Here is a 21,752-nt window from a genome sequence, read left to right as displayed (position 1 = left end):
GCGCGCTCATTCTGATCGCGATCCTGAGCTTCGCGGTGCGTGGCTTCACCCTGGGCCGCGCAGGCGCACACGCCCGGGCAGCCGAAGACCTACGACCTGACCGTGCTGGGCACGTCCGACACGCACGGCAACGTCTACAACTGGGACTACTACAAGGACAGCGAGTACGACGACAGCAAGCAGAACGACGTCGGCATCGCGAAGCTGGCCACCCTGGTCAACCAGATCCGTCAGGAGCGGCGTGGCAAGGCGACGCTCGTGCTGGACGCCGGTGACACCATCCAGGGCACGCCGCTCGCCACGTACTACGCCAAGCAGGAGCCGATCACCTCCACCGGCGAGAAGCACCCGGTGGCGCGTGCGATGAACGTCATCGACTACGACGCGGTGACGCTGGGCAACCACGAGTTCAACTACGGCCTGCCGCTGCTCGACCTCTGGATCCGGCAGCTCGGCTTTCCGGCGCTGGCCGCCAACGCCGTCAACGCCCGCAGCGGCCGCCCCGCCTTCCTGCCGTTCGTGATCAAGAAGGTCTCCCTCGGCCACGGCGCGCCGACCCTGCGGGTCGGCATCCTCGGCCTGACCAACCCCGGCGTCGCGATCTGGGACAGGGGCAACGTCGAGGGCAAGCTGCGCTTCGAGGACATGGTCAGCACCGCCGCCAAGTGGGTCCCGGTGATGCGTCGGCTCGGCGCGGACATCGTGCTCGTCTCGGCGCACGGCGGCGACAGCGGCACCTCCAGCTACGGTCCGGAACTGCCCAACGAGAACCCGTCGGCGCTGATGGCGCAGCAGGTGCCGGGGATCGACGCGATCCTGATGGGTCACGCGCACGTCGAGATCGCGGAGAAGTTCGTCGCGAACACCAAGACCGGCGAGCAGGTGCTGCTGGCCGAACCGTCGAAGTGGGGTCAGCGGCTGACCCGGATGGACTTCGCGCTGGCCCGCGAGAACGGACGCTGGAAGATCACCAGCAAGCGCGGCACGATGCTCAACACCAACACGGTGGTCGAGGACCCGAAGGTGCTCGCCGCGGTCCGGGCGCAGCACGCCAAGACGGTCGCCTACGTCAACCAGGTGGTGGCGCAGTCCTCGGTGGAGCTCTCCGCGGAGGAGTCGCGCTACAAGGACACCCCGATCCTCGACTTCATCAACAAGGTGCAGACCGACACGGTCACCGCGGCCCTGGCCGGCGGCCAGTACGCCGGCCTGCCGGTGCTGTCGATCGCCGCGCCGTTCAGCCGTACCGCGCTCTTCCCCGCCGGGGACGTCAAGATCCGCGACGTGGCCGGGCTGTACGTCTTCGACAACACCCTCGAGGCCGTCGTGCTCAGCGGCGCGGAGGTGAAGGCCTACCTGGAGTACTCGGCGAAGTACTTCCGGACCTTCGGCCCCGGCGCTCCGATCGACCCGGCGCAGATCAGCGACCCCGCGGTGCCGGACTACAACTACGACATCTTCTCGGGGCTCGACTACGACATCGACATCAGCAAGCCGGTCGGGCAGCGCATCACGCGGCTCGTGCACCCCGGCACGGGTGCCGCGGTGGGCGACAACGAGCAGTTCGTCGTCGCGGTGAACAACTACCGGCGCAGCGGTGGCGGTGCCTTCCCGGGCATCGTGAAGACGCAGGTCTACAACGAGCAGCAGGAGATCCGCCAGCTGCTGATCGACTGGGCGCAGGCCAAGGGCGTCATCGACCCGGCCGACTTCTACCAGCCCAACTGGAAGCTGGTCCGCGAGGGCGTACCCGTGTTCTGAGCCGGTGAAGGCGGTGGCCGGCGCGCGCGCCGCGCCGGCCACCGCGGCGGGTGAGCATCCATCCGCCGCACGTCGGCTTCACCCCCGGCCGACGGCATACGGGTGAGCTGCCCGGGTATCCCCCGGCTCCGGACGAGTCACAGGGGGACCAGATGTCTCGCGTAGCCCGCTCGGGGATCGCCGCCGTCCTGGTGGCGCTCGCCCTTCTACCCGCCGCCGCGGCACAGGCCGCCCCGGCGTCCCGCTCGGACGTGCCGGAGCAGGACAAGCTGTTCCTGCAGAGCGCGCACCAGTCGCACCTGGCCGTGATGGAAGCGGGCAAGCTGGCCGAAGAGAAGGCCACCAGCATGCCGATCCGCGATTTCGGCATCCGCCTGGTCAACGACCACGCCGAGCTCGACAGGAACCTGAGCGGGGCAGCGTCGAAGCTGCGCGTGTCGCTGCCCGCCGGACCCACCGAGACGCAGCAGGCCGCGCTGGAGCAGCTGAGAGCCGCCGAGGGTACGGAGTTCAACGCGCAGTTCGTCCTGACCGAGCAGGAGGAGCATCTGCGGGTACGGCAGACGGCGGAGACGGAGATCGCCCAGCGTTCCTCGGACGCGCGGGCGAAACGGGTCGCCAAGGAGAGCCTGCCGGTGCTGCAGGCGCACGAGGACGCGCTCCGGGACCTGTCGCAGAGCCTCGGCATGTCCACCGCCGGGAGCCCGTCCGCGGCGCCCGAGCCGAGTCCCACCGCCGCCACGCCGTCGCCCGCGGGCAGCGGCGCCGGGGGAACACCGAGCCCGGCCGGCAGTTGACCGGGCGACATCGACCCTCCACTCCGCGCGGGTGAATGTCATGACCCAGTCGGACGCGCTCGGCGAGCTGCTGCGCAGCGGAGCTCACGCCTCGCCGTCGTCGTCCCCGGTCAGCAGGAAGTCGGGTCGGTCCGCCCGCCACTGCGGCAGGTCCATCGAGTTCAGCACGGAGATCAGCTTCTTCTCCTCGTAGCTGAAGTGCGTCTCCATGATGGCCGACAGGCCCTCCAGCTCCGCCCGCACGCGCGCCGCGGCCGCCGGATCCGGGTCCGTCGGGAGGCTGCGCAGCAGATTCTCCAGATTGCCCAGGATCCAGTCGATCCGGTTGTGGTCGCTCTTCAGCTCGGTGATCACCGTGCGCAGTTCGGGGAACTCGTCGGCGATCAGTGGGAAGGCCCCGCCGTCCTCGCCGCTGTGGTGGCGCGTGAGCGCCGAGCAGAAGGTGAGGCAGTGTGCCCGCAGGTCCCGCGGTGGGAGACCCTCGCCGGCGAAGTAGGCATCGACGTTGTCGCGGAGGTCCTCCAGCTGTTCGCGCAGCCAGATGTGCACCTCGATCAACTGGTTGCCGAACGCGGTGAGACGACCGCTCGCCTCGAAACGTGAACTCATGCACTTCCCGGGATCGGATGTCTCCGCGTCGGTACATCGCGGACGGACGATCCAGTATCCCCGGTGCGGTCCCGGGTGGCAGACCCCAAGCGCCGGGCCCGAGACGGAGCGTCCACTCGTCGTCGGTGAAGCGCTCGGGGGACGGATCAGCTGTGGCCATCGCGACCTCCGCGACCCGCTGCCATCGTCTGCCCCTCGGGAACGTCGGCGACAATGGCCGGTGCCGCCGGGTCAGGCGCGGACGTGCTGCGGCAGGCTCGGCGCCGGCTCCCCGCGCGGGTCGGTGTCGGCCGCCGGTGCGGCCAGCAGCGTGGTGAGCTCCGCGGCCGGCATCGGCCGGGCGAAGTGGTAGCCCTGGGCCTGCGGGCAGTTGAGCTCGCGCAGCTGGCGCGCCTGCGCGGCGTCCTCGACCCCCTCCGCGACCGGGGACAACCCGAAGGTCCGGGCGATCTGCAGGACGGCCTCGGCGACCATGCCGCCGTTCACCCCGTTCATCGTGTGCACGAACGACTTGTCGATCTTGACGGAGTCGACCGGGAGGTTGGCGAGGTGGTTGAGCGAGGAGTAGCCGGTGCCGAAGTCGTCGAGGGCGATCCGCACGCCGAGCGCCCGCAGCGCGCCGAGCACCCGGGCCGCGCCCGCGACGTCGGTCAGGATGACCGTCTCGGTCAGCTCGAGGGTCAGCAGGTTCGGCGGGAACCCGGTCTGGGCGAGCGTGGCCCGGACCTGCGGGACCAGCGCCGGATCGGTCAACTGACTGGCCGAGAGGTTGACGTTGAGTTCGAATCCCGGGTGGGTCTGCTGCCAGCGCTCGGCCTGGCTGCACGCCTCGCGCAACACCCATGCTCCCAGCTCCGGGAGCATGCCGATCGCCTCGGCGAGCTCCAGGAAGGCCGGCGGCGCCAGAACGCCGAGCGTCGGGTGGCGCCAGCGCAGCAGCGCCTCGACGCCCACGATCGCCTCGCCGTCGAGCGCGACGATCGGTTGGTAGTAGAGCGCGAACTCGCCCCGTGGCAGCGCCTGACGCAGCTCGGTCTCCCGCTGCCGCCGGTCCTCGTCCACTGTGTGCACCGCGGGATCGAACCGGCACAGCCGCCCCTTGCCGTCCGCCTTCGCCTGATAGAGGGCGAGGTCGGCATGGCGGAGCAGCGTGTCGATGTCCTCCGTACGGCCACGGGTCACCGCGACACCGGCGCTCGCGTGCATGGTCAGCGGGGTGCCGGCGACCGGCAGCGGCACGGCGAGTTCGCGCAGCATGCGCGCCGCGGTCGACTCGCTCTCCCCGGGGTCGGTGCGATTCGTCAGGAGGACGACCAACTCGTCCCCGCCGAGCCGCGCCACCAGATCATCGCCGTGCGCGCCGGCGCGGAGCCGGTCCGCCATCGCCACCAGCAGTTCGTCGCCGGCGGCGTGGCCGAGCGTGTCGTTGACGTCCTTGAACCCGTCGAGGTCGATCAGGATCACCGCGGTGAACGCGTCGTCGGCCGCGGTCGCGAGCGCCGCGGTGGCACGCTCGATGAACATGGGACGGTTGGCCAGCCCGGTCAGCGCGTCGTGGTACGCCTGATGGGTCAGACGTTCCCGCTGCTCACCCAGGTCCCGCAGGAGGACCTGGTTGGTCCGCAGGCTGAGGAACTGCCGCAGCAGCACCAGTCCCCCGGTGCCGAGCAGCACCCAGAGCAGCACCGGCCCGAGCGAACCGACCCGGGCCAGCAAGCCGATCGCGACGCCGAAGCCGAGCGCCAGTGGCACGTAGGGCAGAAGCGCCCAGCGCGTCGATGCCTGCTCGGACTCGATCGAGGCGACCGGCGGCAGCGGGTAGCGGCTGGCGAGCGCGATCAGCATGGTGGCGCTGAGGAAGCCGGCGCCGACGCCCCACGCGTACCAGGGTCGTCCGGCGGCGTCGTTCGCCAGGTCCAGCAGGGTGCTCGCGGCCAACACGAGCATCGCGGAGGCGAGCAGCGTCAGCGCGTGCGAGCCACGGGGCACGCTGCGCGAGAGCAGCACGACGGCGATCGCCGCGGTCACGATCTCCAGGCCCGGCAGGAGCACGATGAGCCACAACTCGCCCGGTTCGGCCCGGGCGACGAGCGGGGCGAGACAGAAGTGCCACGCGACGAAGAAGAGTGAGCCGACGATGATGGCGCCGTCGAGCAGGCGGCGCATCCGCACGGCCGGATCCCCGGCGGCCGGGGAGCAGAGCAGCAGGGCGGTGGGGGCGGCGACGAGCGCCACCACGCCGCAGAGCGCGTTGGCCCAGAGCGGCAAGGTCCAGGAGCTGAGCAGCTCGTCGAGCACGTACAGGGCGAGGTTGAGGCTCCACGCGGCCACCGAGGCGGCGGCGAGGCTGCGGCCGAGCCATTCGCGGCCCCGTCGGCCCCGCGCCTGCCGCGCGAAGCCCACCACGCCGTAGGCGGCGACCGCGACGGTCAGCCCGTTGACGCCGATGGTGCCGACCCAGGACGGCAGCCAGAGGAGGGCCGCCTGCCCGGCGGCCGCGATGATGATTATCGCCGCCACCCGTCGTCCGGTCCTCGCCATTCGCACACCTCCGGTCACCTCATCGGTATATCCGGCGAACAGCTGAGGAGTTATCGCGAGACACAATCATCGCCATAAATCGACGATTTCGGGCATATTGCCCGAGTCTTCCACCTCGGAATTCGTCTCGTCCGTGTTCGTGGCCGACGAGTCGTTGGGCGGTCTCGGCGCCTACGTGCGGCGCTGAGACGCCACGCCCGGCTCCTTTGTCGCCACCACCCGGCCGTCGTCGGCCTGGCGGCGCGTCGCCCCCTGCCGGTCGAGAAGTTCGAGCAGCGGCACGGCGACCCGCCGGGTGGTGCCCAGCGCCTGCCGGGCCTGGCTGAGCGTGAACGGCTGCGGCAACCGCGCCAGCACACGCAGCGCCTCGTCCACCGCCCCCGGCAGCAGCACGATGCCGTCGGCCAGGCGCAGCAGCGCGCCGGCCCGCACGGCCGCGCCGATCTCCCGCTGACCGAGGCCGAGCTCGGCGAGCCGGGCCGCCTCCGGCGCCAGGAACGGCCGGTCCGCGAGGTCGGCGCGGACCCGCTCGACCGCCCGGACCACCCCGTCGGGCAGCGCGGTGGCGGTCCCGGCCACGGCGACCCGGCCCGCCCGGGTCACCAGCGGCGGGGCCACGAGCGCCTCGACGAGGGACCGCTCCGGCAGGTCGAGAAGCTGCCGCAGCGCGTCCACCGGCATCCCCGGCTCGAGCGGATGCTCGCGGCCGTACCGGGCCACCTCGCCGAGCAGCCGGCGACGCAGCGCGCGCCAGTGTTCCGGGTCGGCCAGCCAGTCACCGGCCACGGGCGCCGCCGAGACCGGCACGCCCATCCGGGCGAGATCGGCACGGCGGGCCAGACCCCGGCGACGCAGTTCGTCACGCTCGTCCGGACGACCGTCCATCGTGGCCAGGGTCAGGGCGCGGCTCGCGGCCGCGCCGCGCCGCCCCAACGGCGGGGGTACGACGTCGAGCACGGTCACGCCGCCGGCCACGTGATGGCGGCCCGGGTCGCGCAGCAGCGCCCGGTCGCCGACGCGCAACGGCAGCGGCCTCGACAGCCGTAGCCGGGCGGTGTCCACGCCGAGCGGCCGCACCCGCGCGGTGACCGCGGCCGACCCGAGATGCAGCGTGACCTCGGCCGGCAGGTCGGCCACCGGGTCGCCGTGCAGCCGGACGTCGAGCAGGTCGGTGGTGTGGAACCGGCCCGGCGTCAGCAGGGCGTCGCCGCGGCGTACCTGGTCGCGCTCGACGCCGCGCAGGTTGACCGCGACGCGCGCCACCGCCGGCACCGCAGCGGCGGTCGCGCCCAGCGACTGCAGCCCCCGCACCCGCACCCGCCGCTGCGTCCCCGCGAGCTCCAACTCGTCGCCGACCCGCAGCTCCCCGGCGCCGAGCGTGCCGGTGACCACGGTGCCGCTGCCCCGGATCGTGAACGAGCGGTCGACCCACATCCGCACCGGCGCCGACGGGTCGGGCGCGGGCAGCCGGGTCACCAGCCGGTGCAACGCCGCGCGCAGCTCCGGCAGCCCGTCCCCGGTCGCGCCGCTGACCGCCACCACCTCGACGTCGCCGAGCGAGGTCTTCGCGATCTCCGCCCGGGCCTGCTCGGCCGCCGGGCCGGGATCGGCGAGGTCGGCGCGGGTCACCGCGAGCAGCCCGTGTCGGACGTCGAGCGCGTCGAGGGCGGCGAGGTGCTCGGCGGACTGCGGCATCCAGCCACCGTCGGCGGCGACGACGATCAGCGCGGCGGGGACGGAACCGACCCCGGCCAGCATGTTCGGCACGAACCTTTCGTGGCCGGGGACGTCGACGAACGCGACGGCCTCGCCGGTCGGCAGGGCGGTCCAGGCGAACCCGAGGTCGATGGTCATCCCCCGGCGCCGCTCCTCCGCCCACCGGTCGGGTTCCATTCCGGTGAGCGCGCGCACCAGCGTCGACTTACCGTGGTCGACGTGGCCGGCGGTGGCGATGACGTGCACGTCAGACCGCCGGCGCGCAGGGCGCGAGCCGCAGGACGGCGTCGCGCACCAGGTCGTCCATGGTGGGCGGAACACACCGCAGGTCCAGCAGGCAGCGGCCCCGCTCCACCCGCCCGAGCACCGGCGGCTCGCCGAGGCGCAGCGCCGTCGCGTACCGCTCGGGGAGCGCGACCGCCCACGACGCCAGCTCCACGCCGGGCGCGCCGCCGCCACCGACCACGGCCGCGGCGGCGACGACCTCGGCCTTGTGCCCGGCGGCCGAAACCTCGTCGCGCAGCCGTTCGGCCCGGTCCCGCAGCGCCCCGGGCGACGCGCGCAACGCCCGCCACGTCGGCGTCTCCGGCCCCTGCAGCGTGGCGTCGAGCGCGGCGAGGGTCAGCTTGTCGACCCGCAGCGCGCGGGCGAGCGGGTGCCGGCGCAGCCGCTCGACCAGCTCGGCCCGGCCGAGGAGCAGCCCCGCCTGCGGGCCGCCGAGAAGCTTGTCGCCGCTCGCCGTGACCAGCGCGGCGCCGGCCCGCAGGGTGGACGCCGCGTCGGGCTCGTCGGGCAGGAGCGGATCGGGGGCGAGCAGCCCGGAGCCGATGTCGACGACGACCGGCACGTCCAGGGTCGCCAACTCCGCGACCGGCACGGCCGAGGTGAAGCCGTGGACCACGAAGTTGGACGGGTGGACCTTGAGTACGAAGCCGGTCCGTGGTCCGATCGCCGTCGCGTAGTCGGCGAGCGCGGTCCGGTTGGTGGTGCCGACCTCGCGCAGCCGTGCGCCGGTGGACTCCAGCAGGTCGGGGAGGCGGAAGCCGTCGCCGATCTCGACCAGCTCCCCGCGACTGACGATGATCTCCCGGTCGGCGGCGAGCGCGGTCGCGGCGAGGACGAGCGCGGCGGCGCCGTTGTTGACCACGTGCACCGCCCCGGCGTCCGGGACCGCCGCGGCGAGCGCCTCCATCGTGCCCCGGCCGCGCCGCGCCCGCCGACCGGTCACGAGATCCAACTCGACGTCGGTGTGCCCGGCGGCCGCGACCACCGCATCGACCGCGGCGGGCGACAGCGGCGCGCGGCCGAGATTGGTGTGCAGCACGACCCCGGTGGCGTTGACCACCGGGCGCAGCCCGCCCGGGCGCGCCGGCAACGCCGCGACGGCGTGTGCCACGACCTCCTCCGGCGCGATCTCGCCGCGCCGCGCGAGCTCCTGCGCCGAACCCACCGCTGTCTTGACCCGCGCGCGCCCCAACGTCCGCGCCGCGGTGGCCAGGCGGGGGTCGGAAAGCACCACGTCGGTGCGGGGCACGCGCCGACGGGGATCCGCCGATCCGACCGCCATGCGTCACCTTCCGCTGCCGTTTCGCGGAGGCGGACGGGAATCGAACCCGCCCGGCCCGGATCCCGGGCCACACCGGTTTTGAAGACCGGGAGGGGCACCAGCCGCCTGAACGCCTCCAACAGCCTCTGACCTGCGAAAACTCTCGCGGGAACGAAGCCATTGCCAGCCACCCTATCAACATCAACCGGCGTATGCCCGGCCGTTGGTGGATCACCATCCACGGTTCTCCGCTGTTCCCCACAGTTTCTGCCCCGAGCGGCGCAGATGCGTGCCGTTCTCCACGAGGTTCGAACCGTCCCGGCCATGACCAACAAGCGAGCTCGTTTGAGCCGCACGGCGTGACCCCTCTCCCTTCCCCGCGCGGACGAGGCCTCGGCCGACGATCGGGTTCGGTGGGTGGACTACGTGTCCTACCACGCCGACGAAATGGCGCTCACGCACAGGCACGCCAAGACCCGCGAGGCGCGGCATGAGGCGCTTCGTCACGTGGTCCGGACTCTGGTAGGGACGGCACCGCGTTCGCTCGGCCCGGGCTGCGACTGCCCGGTGCCGAGGTACTCGCCGCCGGTGAGTGGCTTCACGCCCACTCGGAGTTCGTCGCGGAGCTCACGGTGGCGGGTGTCGAGCGCGTCCTCGACGACTTCGACGTGGACGGTAGCCGGGTACCGCCGAACAGCAGCGGCCGCCGGACGGATCCGGCGGCCGCTGCCGGCACCGGCGTCAGCGCCGGCGGGGGAGCCTGCGAGCCCGATCGCGGCGCGAAGGTGTTGCCGGGTCGGCGACGACGCCGGCGGTCTGGGCCCGGAACTCCAGCTGCACGCTGGTGTCCAGTCGGGCGGCAACGCCGGCCAGGGTCTTGTCGCCGGGAGCGACCGCGAGGTGGAAGTGGGAGGCCTGCGCCGGGTTGAGGTCGCCGCCCCACGCGACCGTGCCCTCGCAGTCGAGCAGGATGTCGCGCACGATCTCCTCCTGGTAGGGCCAGAGCTTCTCGCTGCCGCCCAAGGGGAAAGCGGTGGACTGCACGGCCAGAGCCGTCCCGGAAAGGTAGTTGGACTGGAACTTCGCCTGGATCTCGCGGTCGGTGGTGTGGCCGGTGATGCCGCCGCCGTCGCCGGTGTCCACGGGGGCGATCTCGTAGTGCCAGCGGCGTGCGATGTGCAGCAGCACAGCGGCGGCCACCCCCTGCCGCAGCGCCACCGACGCACGGGACCCCTCGATGCGATAAGTGGAGATGGCCGACGGCGTGATCCGCCAGCCGTTGGCGGACTTGGCGCCGGTCCACTTAGTACCCTTACCGGCTGCCTCGGCCGCGGTGCCGGGGACGAGGGAGAGCACGCCGACGCCGGCCGCCGTCCCCAGGAAAGTGCGTCGTGTGATCATCGGGAATTCCTCACTCACGCGTCGAGGGCGGATACACCGGGGTCGGCGCCGTCGCGCCAGACGTTGTGGTCCAGGCCCCAGCCCGGCTGGAACTCGAACTCGCGGATCTGGTTGAACGACCAGTTCTCGGGCAGGGGGAAGCCGAGGTTTCCGGAGTAGCCCCACGACATGCCCGAAACCAGCGACCACCGGGCGCCTACCTCGTGGAAGACACGGCTGCACACGTTGCGGGATCCGTAGACGCCGAAGATGTAGCGGCCGCCCTTGGCGGCCAGGGCCGCTTTGACGCCCTCGAAGTACGGCTTGATGTTGCTGTCGATGTCGATGTCCAGAGCATCGTAGTCGACCGCGAAATAGATGCAGGTGCCCGCGGGGATGCGGTGCTCAACGGCCTTGTCATGTCCCTTCGTGCCCTGGTCGTAGCCCTTGTCGTAGGTGAAGTTGGCGAGCTGCGTGCCGTTGTACTGGAAGAGTGGGAAGAACCGCAGGCCGGCGTTGATGATGGTCTGCGGCTCGCCTGGCTTGAGGGCCTTGCCCAGGTAGTACGGATCGGTGGGCGGCAGGTGCTCGTCGAGGTAGCGGCCGACGATCCGGTAGCCGGCGTCGCGCAGCTGCTTGCCGCGTGCGGCGGTGATCTCGGTGATGCAGTCGCAGCCGGTGGCTGGCCGGGTGGTGTCCCCGGAGGAGACGAGCAGCTGCGCCCAGGTCGTGTAGTCGTTGGTGGCCGTCACAGGGATCTGCGAGAACCGTTGGAAGGCGCGTACCCAGTTCAGGTGGGTGCTGGTCTCCGTGTCGGTATCGATGTCGCTCGGCGCGTACATGAGGGGGACCTGCACGGAGCCGTCCGGCACCATCACGGGGGAGTTGAAGTAACAGGCCGCGCGGAACAAGTAGCGCAGATCGCCGGTGAGCCGCTGGGAGCCCTTCCCCCGCAACGCGGCCTGCGTGCCAGGGCCGAAGTAGCCATTGATGGAGTTCAGTTCGATGCCGAGCTCGTACTGGACCGCCATCATGAAGCCCTGCTGCACGTCCCGCGAGTAGATGCCGTCGCACGGCACCAGGGCCATCGCGGGTATACGGATGCCGGAAACGTAGCGAGAGTTCAGCCGCTGCTGGACGCGCTGGATGTTGATGTCGCCGCGGGGCACGAGACGGAACTGGTCCATGCGCATCAGCGCTTTGACGATGTGCGGCCACATGGCGTAGCGCTGCGTGTTGTTCGAGTACGACAGGCCGGTGTCGCTGTAGAGCCTCTCCAGGGCAGCCTGCGAATCGTCATTCCAGATCCCCTGGTTGGTCGACGTCCAGTAGCCCTTGCACCACAGTGCGCCGTTGTACAGACGGATCAGGTTCGCATTGAACTCTTCGGACGGCAACGTGCCGCGTCGCTTGACGGCGTCGAAGGTGCCGGGACCGAAGTTCTGGACTGTGGGCGAGATGCCGAGTTCGTGCTGCAGTCCCTGCGTGAAGGAGAGGACCGTGGACCACCCGGTGCGCCCGTTCTCGGGACACTTGATGTATCCCGGCGCATTCTTGTAAGCGGCGTTCACCCACTTCTGGGCGGCGAAGATGTAGATGTCCGCGAGGCCGGTCCACGGCGCGGCCGGATCGATCGTCGAGCCCTGCTGCGCGTACATCGTGAGGTTGCCGGGACATTCGGTGCCGGGATAGTTGAACGAGTGCGGCAGGATCCGGGGACCGGCCTTCTTGGGCGCTTGCTCGCGCAGGTGCTGGATGAGCGCCCGGTATGAGCGCAGCAGCGTCTCGTTAGCGGTGTGGTTGAGGCGCATGAGGGCGCAGATGGAGTAGAACCCGGTGTTGCGCCCCACGCCGTCGATGGGGGGCTCCGTGCCGGTGTTGGCCTCGCCCCGCTCGTATCCACGGCCCTCGTAGATGTTGCCGTGCTGGCAGACGAGGAAGTTGTAGCCGATGTCGCCGTCGAAGTCGGGGCTGTGCTTGTGATCCTCGTAGACGCCGGCGATGTCCTTGAGGCAGTCTTCCTCCGTCGCGTACTCACCACCGAACGGCCGGTCCGGACCCCGGTGGTGGATCATCACCCCGCCCGCGGCAGGGTTCCACTCCCGTCCGGCCGTCGGCACCGGGTCCGCGGCGGCGTGAGCCCGGTCCTCCTCGCCGACGTACCGCGCCCAGGTCGCACGCTTCAAGATGGTGACCATGGTCCCCCGTCTCACTCGAGTGTCCGCGTCGGACGGCCGCACGACGCTCAGATATAGACCGTCATCACGTGAACGAGGAATCGTAACTGATGAGTTGGGTTCATGGAGGGCGCTGTTCGACGGGCGCCACTACCATGGCCCGGTACCCAAGGCGATCAATCTGCGCCGGCTCGCCGTGTCCGCTCTCGCCGCGGTGATCCTGCTGAGCGTCCCGTGGTTGTGGACGACCCGCTCCGCGCGCGGGGCTACCTGCACGAAGTCGGTCCGCGACTACTTCGCGAGCGGGAAAGCTCTGTGGGACGCGGTGCGGCGCCGACCGCCGGCGGTCAGCTCGCCCGAGAACCCTGCCGTCCACGACGCACTCCGGAGCTGAGTGCCGCTGCTCTATCATCGTGCGGATGACGACCGGAGCTGAGCCGACCATGCGGGGTTCCGCCACGAGCGTGGCGCCGTTCCTGACCGCGCTGTTGGGGGCCATCGTCGTGCTGCTGCTGCTGTCGTGGCCGATCCGCATCGGGCCCGGCGACCACGAGGCTAACAAGAGCTGCGGCACCGCATGGAGCATCAACGTGACGCAGTGGCGCAACACCCCGGACGGCGACTACTACGACCAGGCGTGGCGCTCCTGCAGCGGCAAGCGCGCCGACCGAACCACCCAGGCCGTCGCGGCGGGGTCGGTGATCTTGCTGGCCGTTGCCTTCCTCGGCATGCGGGCGCGGCGACGCGGGAAGTCCTGATGAACGCCTCCATTGAGCACCTCACCACAGACGATCTCCATTCGCCCGCGTGGCGTCGGATCTCAGGTGCGTGGCAGAGTGACCGTTATGACCACTGCCGAGCTGATTCGACTGACGCAGTACGCGCACGGCGGCGGCTGTGCCTGCAAGATTCCTCCCGGTGAGCTGGAGGCGGTGGTGGCCGGCCTGGTCGGCGACGCGGCGCCGCAGGGACCCGGCGAGCTGATCGTCGGGCTCGACGACGGCGACGACGCCGCGGTGGTCCGGCTCGAATCGGGTACGGCGATCGTCGCCACCGCCGACTTCTTCACCCCCGTCGTCGACGACGCGTACGACTGGGGACGCATCGCCGCCGCCAACGCCCTCTCCGACGTGTACGCGATGGGCGGCACCCCGGTGGTCGCGGTGAACCTGTTGGCGTGGCCCCGCGAGACGCTGCCGCTCGAACTCGCCGCCGAGGTGCTGCGCGGCGGCCTCGACGTGGCCCGCGCCGCCGGCTGCCACGTGGCGGGCGGGCACAGCGTGGACGATCCGGAACCCAAGTACGGGATGGCCGTCACCGGCATCGCCGACCCGGCGCGTCTGATGCGCAACGACGCCGGGCGGGCCGGGATCCCGCTCACCCTGACCAAGCCGCTCGGGGTCGGCGTGCTCAACAGCCGGCACAAGGCGACCGGCGAGACTTTTCCGCAGGCCGTGGCGACGATGACGCAACTCAACCGGGACGCCGCCGTCGCCGCGCTGGCGGCCGGCGCGGTCTGCGCCACCGACGTGACGGGGTTCGGGCTCCTCGGCCACCTGCACAAGCTGGCCCGCGCCAGCGGCGTGACGGCGCGGATCGACGCGGCGGCGGTGCCGTACCTCGACGGGGCCCGTGCGGCGCTCGCCGAGGGCTATGTCAGCGGCGGCACGCGGCGCAACCTGGAGTGGGTGCGTCCGCACGCCGACACGGCCGGGGTCGCCGAGGATGAGCTGCTGCTCCTCGCCGACGCGCAGACCTCGGGCGGGCTGCTGGTCGCCGGCGAGGTGCCCGGCTATCCCGTCATCGGCGAACTGCTGCCCGCCCACGGCGACGGCATCACGCTCCTCGTCCGGTGAGTTCGCCCAGCACGATGCGGAAGCGGTGGAGAACCGTCGGCGGCGGCCACGTTTGACCGCGCTGTTCCCGCATGGGCTGATGAGGACGCCGCTGTCCTGATGGGCGACGCGGCGCATGAGGCTGCTGATGCTTACCCACCGCCCTTCGCCCGCGTGCCGGGATGATCCGACGTGATCCGGGTACGCCGAAGTTTCTCCGCCGGTGGGGGCAGTTGCGACGGTGCGACATGTCGACAACCCGCCGACGCCCCTCTTATCCGCAGGAGGTGGATGTTGCCCATGTTGTCGCTACTCGACCCTCGGCACACCGTCGCTCCCCCCGGATACACTCGCTGGCTCATTCCGCCGGCGGCGCTGGCGGTGCACCTGTGCATCGGGCAGGTCTACGCCACGAGCGTCTACAAGACCTCGCTCATCGCGCACTTCAACACCAGCCAGACCGCGATCGGCGTCATCTTCAGCATCGCCATCGGGATGCTGGGGCTCTCCGCCGCGATCGGCGGCACGTGGGCGGAGCGGAGCGGACCGCGCAAGACGATGTTCGTCTCCGCGTGCTTCTGGGCCGCCGGGTTCCTGATCGGGGCACTCGGCATCGCCACCCGGCAGCTCTGGCTTCTCTATCTCGGGTACGGCGTCATCGGCGGTATCGGCCTGGGCATCGGCTACATCTCGCCGGTCTCCACACTGATCAAATGGTTCCCGGACCGACCCGGTCTCGCCACCGGTATGGCGATCATGGGCTTCGGCGGCGGAGCGATGCTCGCCAGCCCGGTCTCGCGCCAACTGCTCTCCCTCTACGACGCCGGCTACAACCCCGCCAACTCCCGCGCCGTCGCCTCGGGCGGGGCGTTGGTGGGTCTGTTCGTCACGCTCGGCATCGCCTACTTCCTGATCATGATGTTCGGCGTGTTCAACGTCCGGGTCCCCCCGCCGGGCTGGCGCCCGGCCGGCTTCGACCCCGCGACGGTGACCGCGAAACCCCTGGTGACCTCGGCGAGCGTCTCCGCGGCGAACGCCATCCGTACCCGGTCGTTCTGGCTGCTGTGGATCGTGCTGTTCTGCAACGTCACCGCGGGCATCGGCATCCTGGAGCAGGCCAGCCCGATGATCCAGGACTTCTTCCGCGACGGGGTGTCCCCCATCTCGATCGCCGCCGCGGCCGGCTTCGTGGGGGTGCTGTCGCTGTTCAACATGGCCGGGCGATTCGTCTGGTCGTCGGCGTCGGACATCATCGGCCGCAAGCCGATCTACATGCTCTACCTCGGCCTCGGCATGGTGCTCTACGCGCTGCTCGCGGTGGTCGGGCACGCCTCGACAGCGTTCTTCGTGGTGCTCGCCTGCGCCATCATCTCCTTCTACGGCGGCGGCTTCGCCACGTTGCCCGCCTACCTGCGCGACCTCTTCGGCACCTACCAGGTCGGCGCCATCCACGGCCGGGTGCTGACCGCCTGGTCCGCGGCGGGGGTCGCCGGGCCGTTGATCGTCAACGGCGTCCTCGACACCCAGGGCAAGCCCGGCACGCTCACCGCGTCGGCGTACCGGCCGGCCCTGTTCACCATGGTCGCCATCCTCGCCGCGGGGTTCATCGCGAACCTGCTGGTCCGACCGATCCCGGAACGCTTCCACGAACCGGGCACCGGTGGAGCCCGTCCGATAGCGCCCGCCGAGCGGACCGACCCCGTCGCGCTCCGGCCGGAGAGTCACCCACCGGCCGAGGTGGGTCCGCAGGGGGCACGGCTCTTGATCTCGTGGCTGCTGGTCATCGCACTGCTCGGGTACGGCGTCGTGCAGACGGCCATCACCGCCGCGAAGCTGTTCGCGGGCTGACGTCGGTGACCCCGCCCGCCGGTTGGCGGGGGCGCTCGCCGCTACCGGTCGGTGTCCGACTCCGCCTGTTCGAGTCGGGCCCGTTGCGGCACCACGGTGTACTTCGGATCCTTCGCCGAGTCGACGCCGGCGTGGTAGACCCCGAACCGGGTCGCCACCGCGGATCCGACCAGCGCCGCGCCGGAGAGCACCGACAGCAGCCGGCTCCGGCCGCCGAGCAGCGCCCCGGCCGCGCCGGCCAGCACCAGCGAACGGCTCAGCCGCAACAGGCGGCCGCCCCGCCCCTCCCGGTAGGGCTCACCGGTCAGCCCCAGCCTGGTCTCGATGCGGTGCGACGCGGTCAGTTCGATCGCCGCGCCGGCGAGCGCGAGGCGGCGGACCGGGCCGGTCTCGGCAGTCGGCGCGGTGATCATCGCGGCGCCGGTTGAACTGAGGAGTGCGCTGCCCGCGAAGACGAACGGCAACTCCGGGTAGGCGTCATGCCATGACGGCACGGCGGTGTCGGCGAGCAGCACGCCGGTGTAGGTGGCGAGCGCCGGCGCGAGCGCCGCCGCGGCCAGCCCGGCAACCCGCCCGGTAGGGGGCGCGATCCGGCGGGCGAAGCCCAGCAGGCCGCGGGAGGGCAGCAACGGCCCGACCTCGCTGACGGCCGCGACCCCGGCCGCCGGCCCGAGCATGGCGAGAATCCACGTCCCGACCGACATCGGCGAGGTCAGCTTCGCCACCCGCAGCATGTGGTGGAAGCGCTCGGGACGGCCGAGGTCGTTGATCAGGAAGTAGGTGCTGGCGCCCAGCGCGGCGAGGGACGTCACCCGGGCGGCCCGGCGCAGCGCCGGTCGTCCGGTCAGGTCGGCGCCGGCCGCGATCAGCGAGGTGCCGGCCGCGAGACCCCCGGTGAACAGGTAGGCCGGGATGTCGTGCTTCCAGACCGGGGCCTTGAGGATCGGACGGCCGTAATAGGAGCTGAACTCGACCGGCGGGACGGTGATGCCCTCCCGTTCGCCTCTCCCCCGGCCGCCTCCCCGCCGTCCTCCTTCTCCCCCGCCGCCGGGTTCACGCCGCTGCGTCTTCGGCGACCAGTCCCGTCCCGGAACGTCCAGGCCGGGGGTGCCGACACCGCGCTCGAGCGGCCGCTCGGGCCCGCCGGCCCCGACGCTCCCGTCAGCGAGTCGCTCCTGAAACCGCCGGAACCGCGCGCCGATCTCCTCGCCGTCGCTCATCAGGACCGCCCGACGAACGCGACGGCCACCGCTGCCGCCATGGTGAGCGCCGCGACACCGGCCCTCCGCCACATGTCCGGCAGGTCGCGGGTGGTCACGATCGGGTCCGGCGGCAGGCCGTAGACCTCCGGCTCATCCAGGAGAAGGAAGAACGCGCCGTCACCGCCGACGCCGTCATTGGGGTCGTGGCCGTACAACCGCGCCTCGGGCACCCCGTCGGCGTGCAGCCGCTCGACCCGCTGCTGCGCGCGCTCGCGCAACTCGTCGAGGACGCCGTACTGGATCGACTCGGTCGGGCAGGCCTGGGCACACGCCGGCGTCATGCCCTCACCGATGCGGTCGTAGCAGAGCGTGCACTTCCACGCCCGTCCGTCGCCCTTGCGCTGGTCGATGACGCCGTACGGGCAGGCCGGGATGCAGTATCCGCAGCCGTTGCAGATGTCCTCCTGCACGACGACCGTGCCGAACTCGGTGCGGAACAACGACCCGGTGGGGCAGACGTCCAGGCAGGCGGCGTGGGTGCAGTGCTTGCACACATCCGACGACATCAGCCAGCGCAGGTCGGTACGCTCCCCGCCGCCCTGCCGGCCGGGCAGATCGGTGCCGGGCATGCCGAGGAACTCCGGGCCGGCCGCCATCCGGCCCGCCGGCTCCGGATGCGGCGCGGGCGGCAGGCCGGGGTCGGTGTCGGGCACGCCCGGCGTGGTCGAGGCGATCTCGGCCATGTGCGCGCTGCCCGACGGGCCGGTCGGGGTGCCGGCCAGCGCCGGGGTCTGCCGCCCGAGCGGGCGGGGCTGCTCGATGAAGGCGACATGGCGCCACGAGTTGGCGGTCAGCGCCCCGGTGTTGTCATAGGACATGCCGAGCAGGTCCAGACCGTGGTCCGGGACCAGATTCCACTCCTTGCAGGCCACCTCACACGCCTTGCAGCCGATGCAGACGCTGGTGTCGGTGAAGAACCCCATCCGCGGCGGCGCGTCGACGTATCCCGCGTCCGGCGCGGGGTCGATCGGACCGAACAGGCTGTCCGCGCTGACCACGGTCAGTCCTCCTTCTTCCGGGCGCTCTTCGTCACCGCGTCGGTGGTGAGGATCGGAGGGTAGTGGTCGGGCGTCACCCCGGCCCGGCCCAGATACTCGCCGATGTAGTCGAGCAGCGCCGGGCCGCGCGGGCGCCGCCCGGGCTGCACGTCACAGGTGCCGACCTTGCTCTCCTGGATCAGGGTGTTCGGATCGAGGGTGATGCCGAACAAGTCGTTGGCCGACTCGCCCCGGGAATAGCCCTCGCTGCCCCAGTGGTAGGGGAGCCAGACCTGGTGGATCACCCGGTCCTCGATGCGCAGCGGGCTCATCCGGTCGGTCACCATCACCCGGGCGTCGATCGCCGACCGCGCGGTGATCACGTGCGCCCAGCCCAGGTGCTCCAACCCGCGTTCGGCCGCGAGCTCCGGGGACACCTCGACGAACATCTCCGGCTGCAACTCCGACAGGTAGCGCAGCATGCGGCTCATCCCGCCCGCCGTGTGGTGCTCGGTGAGCCGCGCGACCGTGAAGATGTACGGGAAGACGTCGCTGTGCGGCTCCGGCGGACTCGGGTTGATCGGGTTCTCCGACCGACGGTAGACCTTGCGCGTCGGGTTGGCCTGCTGGCCGTAGATCGGGTTGCGCACCGGTGACTCCGCCGGCTCGTAGTGTGTCGGCATCGGGCCGTCGACCAGCCCGGCCGGCGCGAAGAGCCAGCCCTTCCCGTCACCCTGCATGATGAACGGATCATCGCCCGCGATCCCCGCCACCCCCGACGCGTCGCGGGGCGGCCGGTAGGACGGCGGCTTGGTCTTCTCGAAGTCCGGCACGTCAGGGCCGGTCCACTCCCCCTTCTCGGGATCCCAGGAGATGTAGGCCTTGCGCTCGCTCCACGGGCGTCCCTCGGGGTCGGCCGAGGCACGGTTGTAGAGGATGCGCCGGTTGGCCGGCCACGCCCAGCCCCACTCCGGGGCGACCCAGCTCTGCTCCAGCCGCGACTTGCGCCGCGCGGCCTGGTTGACCCCGTCGGCGAAGACGCCACTGTAGATCCAGCAGCCCCCAGCGGTGGAGCCGTCGTCCTTCAACTCGACGAAGTGCGACACCGGTCGGCCGGTTGCCACCTCGTACCCGTTGATCTCGCGCAGCACCGCCTCCGCGTCCGGCTCCTGGTCGGGGCCGTGCGTCGGGTAGTCCCACAACAGGTCGAGCAGGGCGCGGTCGCGGCGCAGGGTGGAGCCGGCCAGCTTCTCCCGGATCATGCGGCCGAGATGGTAGAAGAACCAGAGCTCCGAACGGCAGTCGCCCGGCGGATCGACCGCCTTCTCCCGCCACTGCAGCAGCCGCTGCGTCTGGGTGAAGGTGCCCTCCTTCTCCACGTGCGACGCCGCCGGCATGAAGAACACCTCGGTGCGGCACTCCTCTGGCACGATCTCGCCCGTCTCCACCTCCGGGCTGTTCTTCCAGAACGTGGCGCTCTCGATCAGGAACAGGTCACGGACGACCACCCAGTCGAGGTTGGCCATGCCGAGGCGCTGGGCCCGACCGTGGGCGGAGCCGACCGCCGGGTTCTGCCCGAGCAGGAAGTAGCCCTTGATCTTGCCGTCGATCATGGCCAGCACCTGCTGATAGGTGCCGTGGTCGCCGGTCAACCGGGGCATGTAGTCGTAGCCGAAGTCGTTTTCCGGCGTCGCCGCGTCGCCCCAGTACGCCTTCAGCAGGCTCGTCGCGTAGGCCTTGGCGTTGCCCCAGAAGCCCTTCTGACCGGGGTGCGCGATCGAGTCGACCCAGTCCTGGAAGCTGGCGTGCTGCGCGTGATGCGGCATCGGCAGGTAGCCGGGGAGCAGGTTGAACAGGGTCGGGATGTCGGTCGAGCCCTGGATGCTGGCGTGCCCGCGCAGCGCCAGCACCCCACCACCGGGTCGGCCGACGTTGCCCAGCAGCAACTGAATGATCGCCCCGGTGCGGATGTACTGCACGCCGACGCTGTGCTGCGTCCAGCCCACCGAGTACACCAGGGTGGTCGTGCGCTCCCTCCCGGAGTTTTCCGTCCAGGCGCGCGCCACCTCCTCGAACTTCTCCTGCGGAATCCCGCAGACCCGCTCCACCACCTCGGGGGTGTAGCGGGAGAAGTGCCGCTTGAGGATCTGGTAGACGCAGCGCGGGTGCTGCAGCGTCTCGTCGCGCTCGGTCTCCCCCGGCACCGGCGGCCCGTGCGACTCGTGCTGCATCGCCGACGCCGTCTCCCGCTGAACCGGCGCGTCGCCCATCTGCCCGTGCGGCTCGTGACCGTCGTACTGCCAGCTTGTCGGGTCGTACGTGCCGGTCTCCGGGTCGTAGCCGGAGAAGAGCCCGTCGAGATCCTCCGTGTCCTGGTAGTCCTCGCTCACGATCGTGGCCGCGTTGGTGTAGGCGACCACGTACTCCCGGAAGTCGAGCTCATTCTCCAGGATGTAGCGGACGATGCCGCCCAGCAACGCGATGTCGGAGCCGGCGCGGATCGGCACGTAGGTGTCGGCGACGGCGCTGGTGCGGGTGAAGCGCGGATCGATGTGGAACACCTTCGCGCCACGCCGCTTGGCCTCCATGACCCACTGGAACCCGACCGGGTGACACTCGGCCATGTTGGAGCCCTGGATGATGATGCAGTCGGCGTTCTGCAGATCCTGCTGCGGATTGGTGGCGCCGCCGCGCCCGAAGCTGGTCCCCAGACCGGGGACGGTGGCGGAGTGTCAAATGCGCGCCTGGTTTTCGATCTGTAGCGCCCCCATCGCCGTGAACAGCTTCTTGATGAGGTAGTTCTCCTCGTTGTCCAGCGTCGCGCCGCCGAGGCTGGAAATGCCGAGGGTGCGGTTGAGGGGCCGCCCCTGGTCGTCGGCGTCCTCCCAGGTCGCCTCCCGGGCCGCGATCACCCGATCGGAGATCATGTCCATCGCCGTGTCGAGGTCGAGCTCCTCCCAGTCCGTCGCGTACGGCCGGCGGTAGAGCACCTTCTGCTGACGCAGCTCGCTGGTGACCAGGTTCTTGCTCGCCGAGCCCTTCGGGCAGAGCCGGCCGCGCGAGATCGGACTGTCCGGGTCACCCTCGATCTGGGTGACCCGGCCGTCCTTGACGAAGACGCGCTGGCCGCAACCGACCGCGCAGTAGGGGCAGACGGAGCGGGCCATCGAATCGGCGGTCTCGGTGCGGGCGGTGAGCGCCTTCGAGCGCGCGGACTTGGCCGCCGCGCCCCGACCGAGCGGGTCGGTGCCGGTCAGCTGCCGGTAGACCGGCCAGCCCTCGATCCAGGTGCGAACACCCATG

Annotated in this window: 15 protein-coding genes and 1 tRNA gene; 6 read left to right on the top strand and 10 right to left on the bottom strand. The window is 71.1% G+C overall.

Annotation, left to right across the window (positions count from 1 at the left end; all coding sequences use genetic code 11):
- The first annotated feature begins 39 nt into the window (after nt 1-39).
- Entirely contained in the window at nt 40-1,761 is a 1,722-nt protein-coding gene (locus AB0J06_RS19435; protein WP_357430331.1) for a 5'-nucleotidase C-terminal domain-containing protein, read from the top strand.
- Nucleotides 1,762-1,913: 152 nt separating this feature from the next.
- Complete coding sequence (locus AB0J06_RS19430) at nt 1,914-2,558, top strand: DUF4142 domain-containing protein (protein WP_357430330.1); 645 nt, start codon at nt 1,914-1,916, stop codon at nt 2,556-2,558.
- An 84-nt stretch (nt 2,559-2,642) separates the two neighbouring features.
- Here AB0J06_RS19430 and AB0J06_RS19425 read toward each other — a convergent pair whose 3' ends face one another.
- The 7 genes from AB0J06_RS19425 to AB0J06_RS19395 all read right to left on the bottom strand — a co-directional run bounded on the left by AB0J06_RS19425 (nt 2,643) and on the right by AB0J06_RS19395 (nt 12,536).
- Nucleotides 2,643-3,167 (bottom strand): hemerythrin domain-containing protein, encoded by a 525-nt coding sequence (locus AB0J06_RS19425; protein ID WP_357430329.1) that lies wholly within the window; start codon nt 3,165-3,167, stop codon nt 2,643-2,645.
- A gap of 231 nt (nt 3,168-3,398) precedes the next feature.
- Nucleotides 3,399-5,708 (bottom strand): EAL domain-containing protein, encoded by a 2,310-nt coding sequence (locus tag AB0J06_RS19420; RefSeq protein ID WP_357430328.1) that lies wholly within the window; start codon nt 5,706-5,708, stop codon nt 3,399-3,401.
- Between the two features lie 171 nt (nt 5,709-5,879).
- On the bottom strand, nt 5,880-7,670 hold the full coding sequence (gene selB / locus AB0J06_RS19415) for a selenocysteine-specific translation elongation factor (protein WP_357430327.1): 1,791 nt from the start codon (nt 7,668-7,670) through the stop codon (nt 5,880-5,882).
- A 1-nt stretch (nt 7,671) separates the two neighbouring features.
- On the bottom strand, nt 7,672-8,991 hold the full coding sequence (gene selA / locus AB0J06_RS19410) for an L-seryl-tRNA(Sec) selenium transferase (RefSeq protein WP_357430326.1): 1,320 nt from the start codon (nt 8,989-8,991) through the stop codon (nt 7,672-7,674).
- A gap of 24 nt (nt 8,992-9,015) precedes the next feature.
- Nucleotides 9,016-9,108, bottom strand: a tRNA-Sec gene (locus AB0J06_RS19405).
- A 603-nt stretch (nt 9,109-9,711) separates the two neighbouring features.
- A complete protein-coding gene (locus tag AB0J06_RS19400) occupies nt 9,712-10,371 on the bottom strand; it encodes a hypothetical protein (protein ID WP_357430325.1) in 660 nt (219 codons plus the stop codon).
- A gap of 14 nt (nt 10,372-10,385) precedes the next feature.
- Nucleotides 10,386-12,536, bottom strand: coding sequence for a glycoside hydrolase domain-containing protein (locus tag AB0J06_RS19395; RefSeq protein ID WP_357430324.1), 2,151 nt, complete (start codon nt 12,534-12,536; stop codon nt 10,386-10,388).
- Nucleotides 12,537-12,642: 106 nt separating this feature from the next.
- On the opposite strand from AB0J06_RS19395, the gene AB0J06_RS19390 reads away from it, so the two are divergent.
- The 4 genes from AB0J06_RS19390 (at nt 12,643) to AB0J06_RS19375 (ending at nt 16,210) form a co-directional block, all read left to right on the top strand.
- Entirely contained in the window at nt 12,643-12,921 is a 279-nt protein-coding gene (locus AB0J06_RS19390) for a hypothetical protein (protein ID WP_357430323.1), read from the top strand.
- 25 nt (nt 12,922-12,946) lie between these two features.
- Nucleotides 12,947-13,285, top strand: coding sequence for a hypothetical protein (locus tag AB0J06_RS19385; RefSeq protein WP_357430322.1), 339 nt, complete (start codon nt 12,947-12,949; stop codon nt 13,283-13,285).
- 87 nt (nt 13,286-13,372) lie between these two features.
- Nucleotides 13,373-14,383 carry a selenide, water dikinase SelD gene (gene selD, locus AB0J06_RS19380; protein ID WP_357430321.1) on the top strand — a complete coding sequence of 337 codons (1,011 nt, stop codon included), beginning with the start codon at nt 13,373-13,375 and terminating at the stop codon, nt 14,381-14,383.
- A gap of 279 nt (nt 14,384-14,662) precedes the next feature.
- Nucleotides 14,663-16,210, top strand: coding sequence for an OFA family MFS transporter (locus AB0J06_RS19375; protein WP_357430320.1), 1,548 nt, complete (start codon nt 14,663-14,665; stop codon nt 16,208-16,210).
- 41 nt (nt 16,211-16,251) lie between these two features.
- Here AB0J06_RS19375 and nrfD read toward each other — a convergent pair whose 3' ends face one another.
- Genes nrfD through fdh form a run of 3 tightly spaced genes read right to left on the bottom strand, consistent with a single transcriptional unit; the run spans nt 16,252 to nt 21,751 of the window.
- Complete coding sequence (nrfD, locus tag AB0J06_RS19370) at nt 16,252-17,430, bottom strand: NrfD/PsrC family molybdoenzyme membrane anchor subunit (protein WP_357430319.1); 1,179 nt, start codon at nt 17,428-17,430, stop codon at nt 16,252-16,254.
- Nucleotides 17,430-18,470 carry a 4Fe-4S dicluster domain-containing protein gene (locus tag AB0J06_RS19365; RefSeq protein WP_357430318.1) on the bottom strand — a complete coding sequence of 347 codons (1,041 nt, stop codon included), beginning with the start codon at nt 18,468-18,470 and terminating at the stop codon, nt 17,430-17,432. The genes nrfD and AB0J06_RS19365 overlap by 1 nt, the downstream gene beginning before the upstream one ends.
- Before the next feature lie 2 nt (nt 18,471-18,472).
- Nucleotides 18,473-21,751, bottom strand: a complete 3,279-nt coding sequence (gene fdh, locus AB0J06_RS19360; RefSeq protein ID WP_357430317.1) for a formate dehydrogenase — start codon at nt 21,749-21,751, stop codon at nt 18,473-18,475.
- Between the last annotated feature and the right edge of the window lies 1 nt (nt 21,752).

The sequence above is a fragment of the Micromonospora sp. NPDC049679 genome (assembly GCF_040659735.1).
GTDB lineage: Bacteria > Actinomycetota > Actinomycetes > Mycobacteriales > Micromonosporaceae > Micromonospora_I.
The sequence above is the reverse complement of the archived record's forward strand: the minus strand, read 5'-3'. Positions and strand labels throughout refer to the sequence as shown.

What these genes read in the sequence shown, in the direction of transcription:
- AB0J06_RS19430 (WP_357430330.1), top strand. Translation starts at nt 1,914, where the DNA reads ATGTCTCGCGTAGCCCGCTCGGGGATCGCCGCCGTCCTGGTGGCGCTC.
- AB0J06_RS19425 (WP_357430329.1), bottom strand. Translation starts at nt 3,167, where the DNA reads ATGAGTTCACGTTTCGAGGCGAGCGGTCGTCTCACCGCGTTCGGCAAC.
- AB0J06_RS19420 (WP_357430328.1), bottom strand. Translation starts at nt 5,708, where the DNA reads ATGGCGAGGACCGGACGACGGGTGGCGGCGATAATCATCATCGCGGCC.
- selA (WP_357430326.1), bottom strand. Translation starts at nt 8,991, where the DNA reads ATGGCGGTCGGATCGGCGGATCCCCGTCGGCGCGTGCCCCGCACCGAC.
- AB0J06_RS19400 (WP_357430325.1), bottom strand. Translation starts at nt 10,371, where the DNA reads ATGATCACACGACGCACTTTCCTGGGGACGGCGGCCGGCGTCGGCGTG.
- AB0J06_RS19385 (WP_357430322.1), top strand. Translation starts at nt 12,947, where the DNA reads ATGACGACCGGAGCTGAGCCGACCATGCGGGGTTCCGCCACGAGCGTG.
- selD (WP_357430321.1), top strand. Translation starts at nt 13,373, where the DNA reads ATGACCACTGCCGAGCTGATTCGACTGACGCAGTACGCGCACGGCGGC.
- AB0J06_RS19375 (WP_357430320.1), top strand. Translation starts at nt 14,663, where the DNA reads ATGTTGTCGCTACTCGACCCTCGGCACACCGTCGCTCCCCCCGGATAC.
- nrfD (WP_357430319.1), bottom strand. Translation starts at nt 17,430, where the DNA reads ATGAGCGACGGCGAGGAGATCGGCGCGCGGTTCCGGCGGTTTCAGGAG.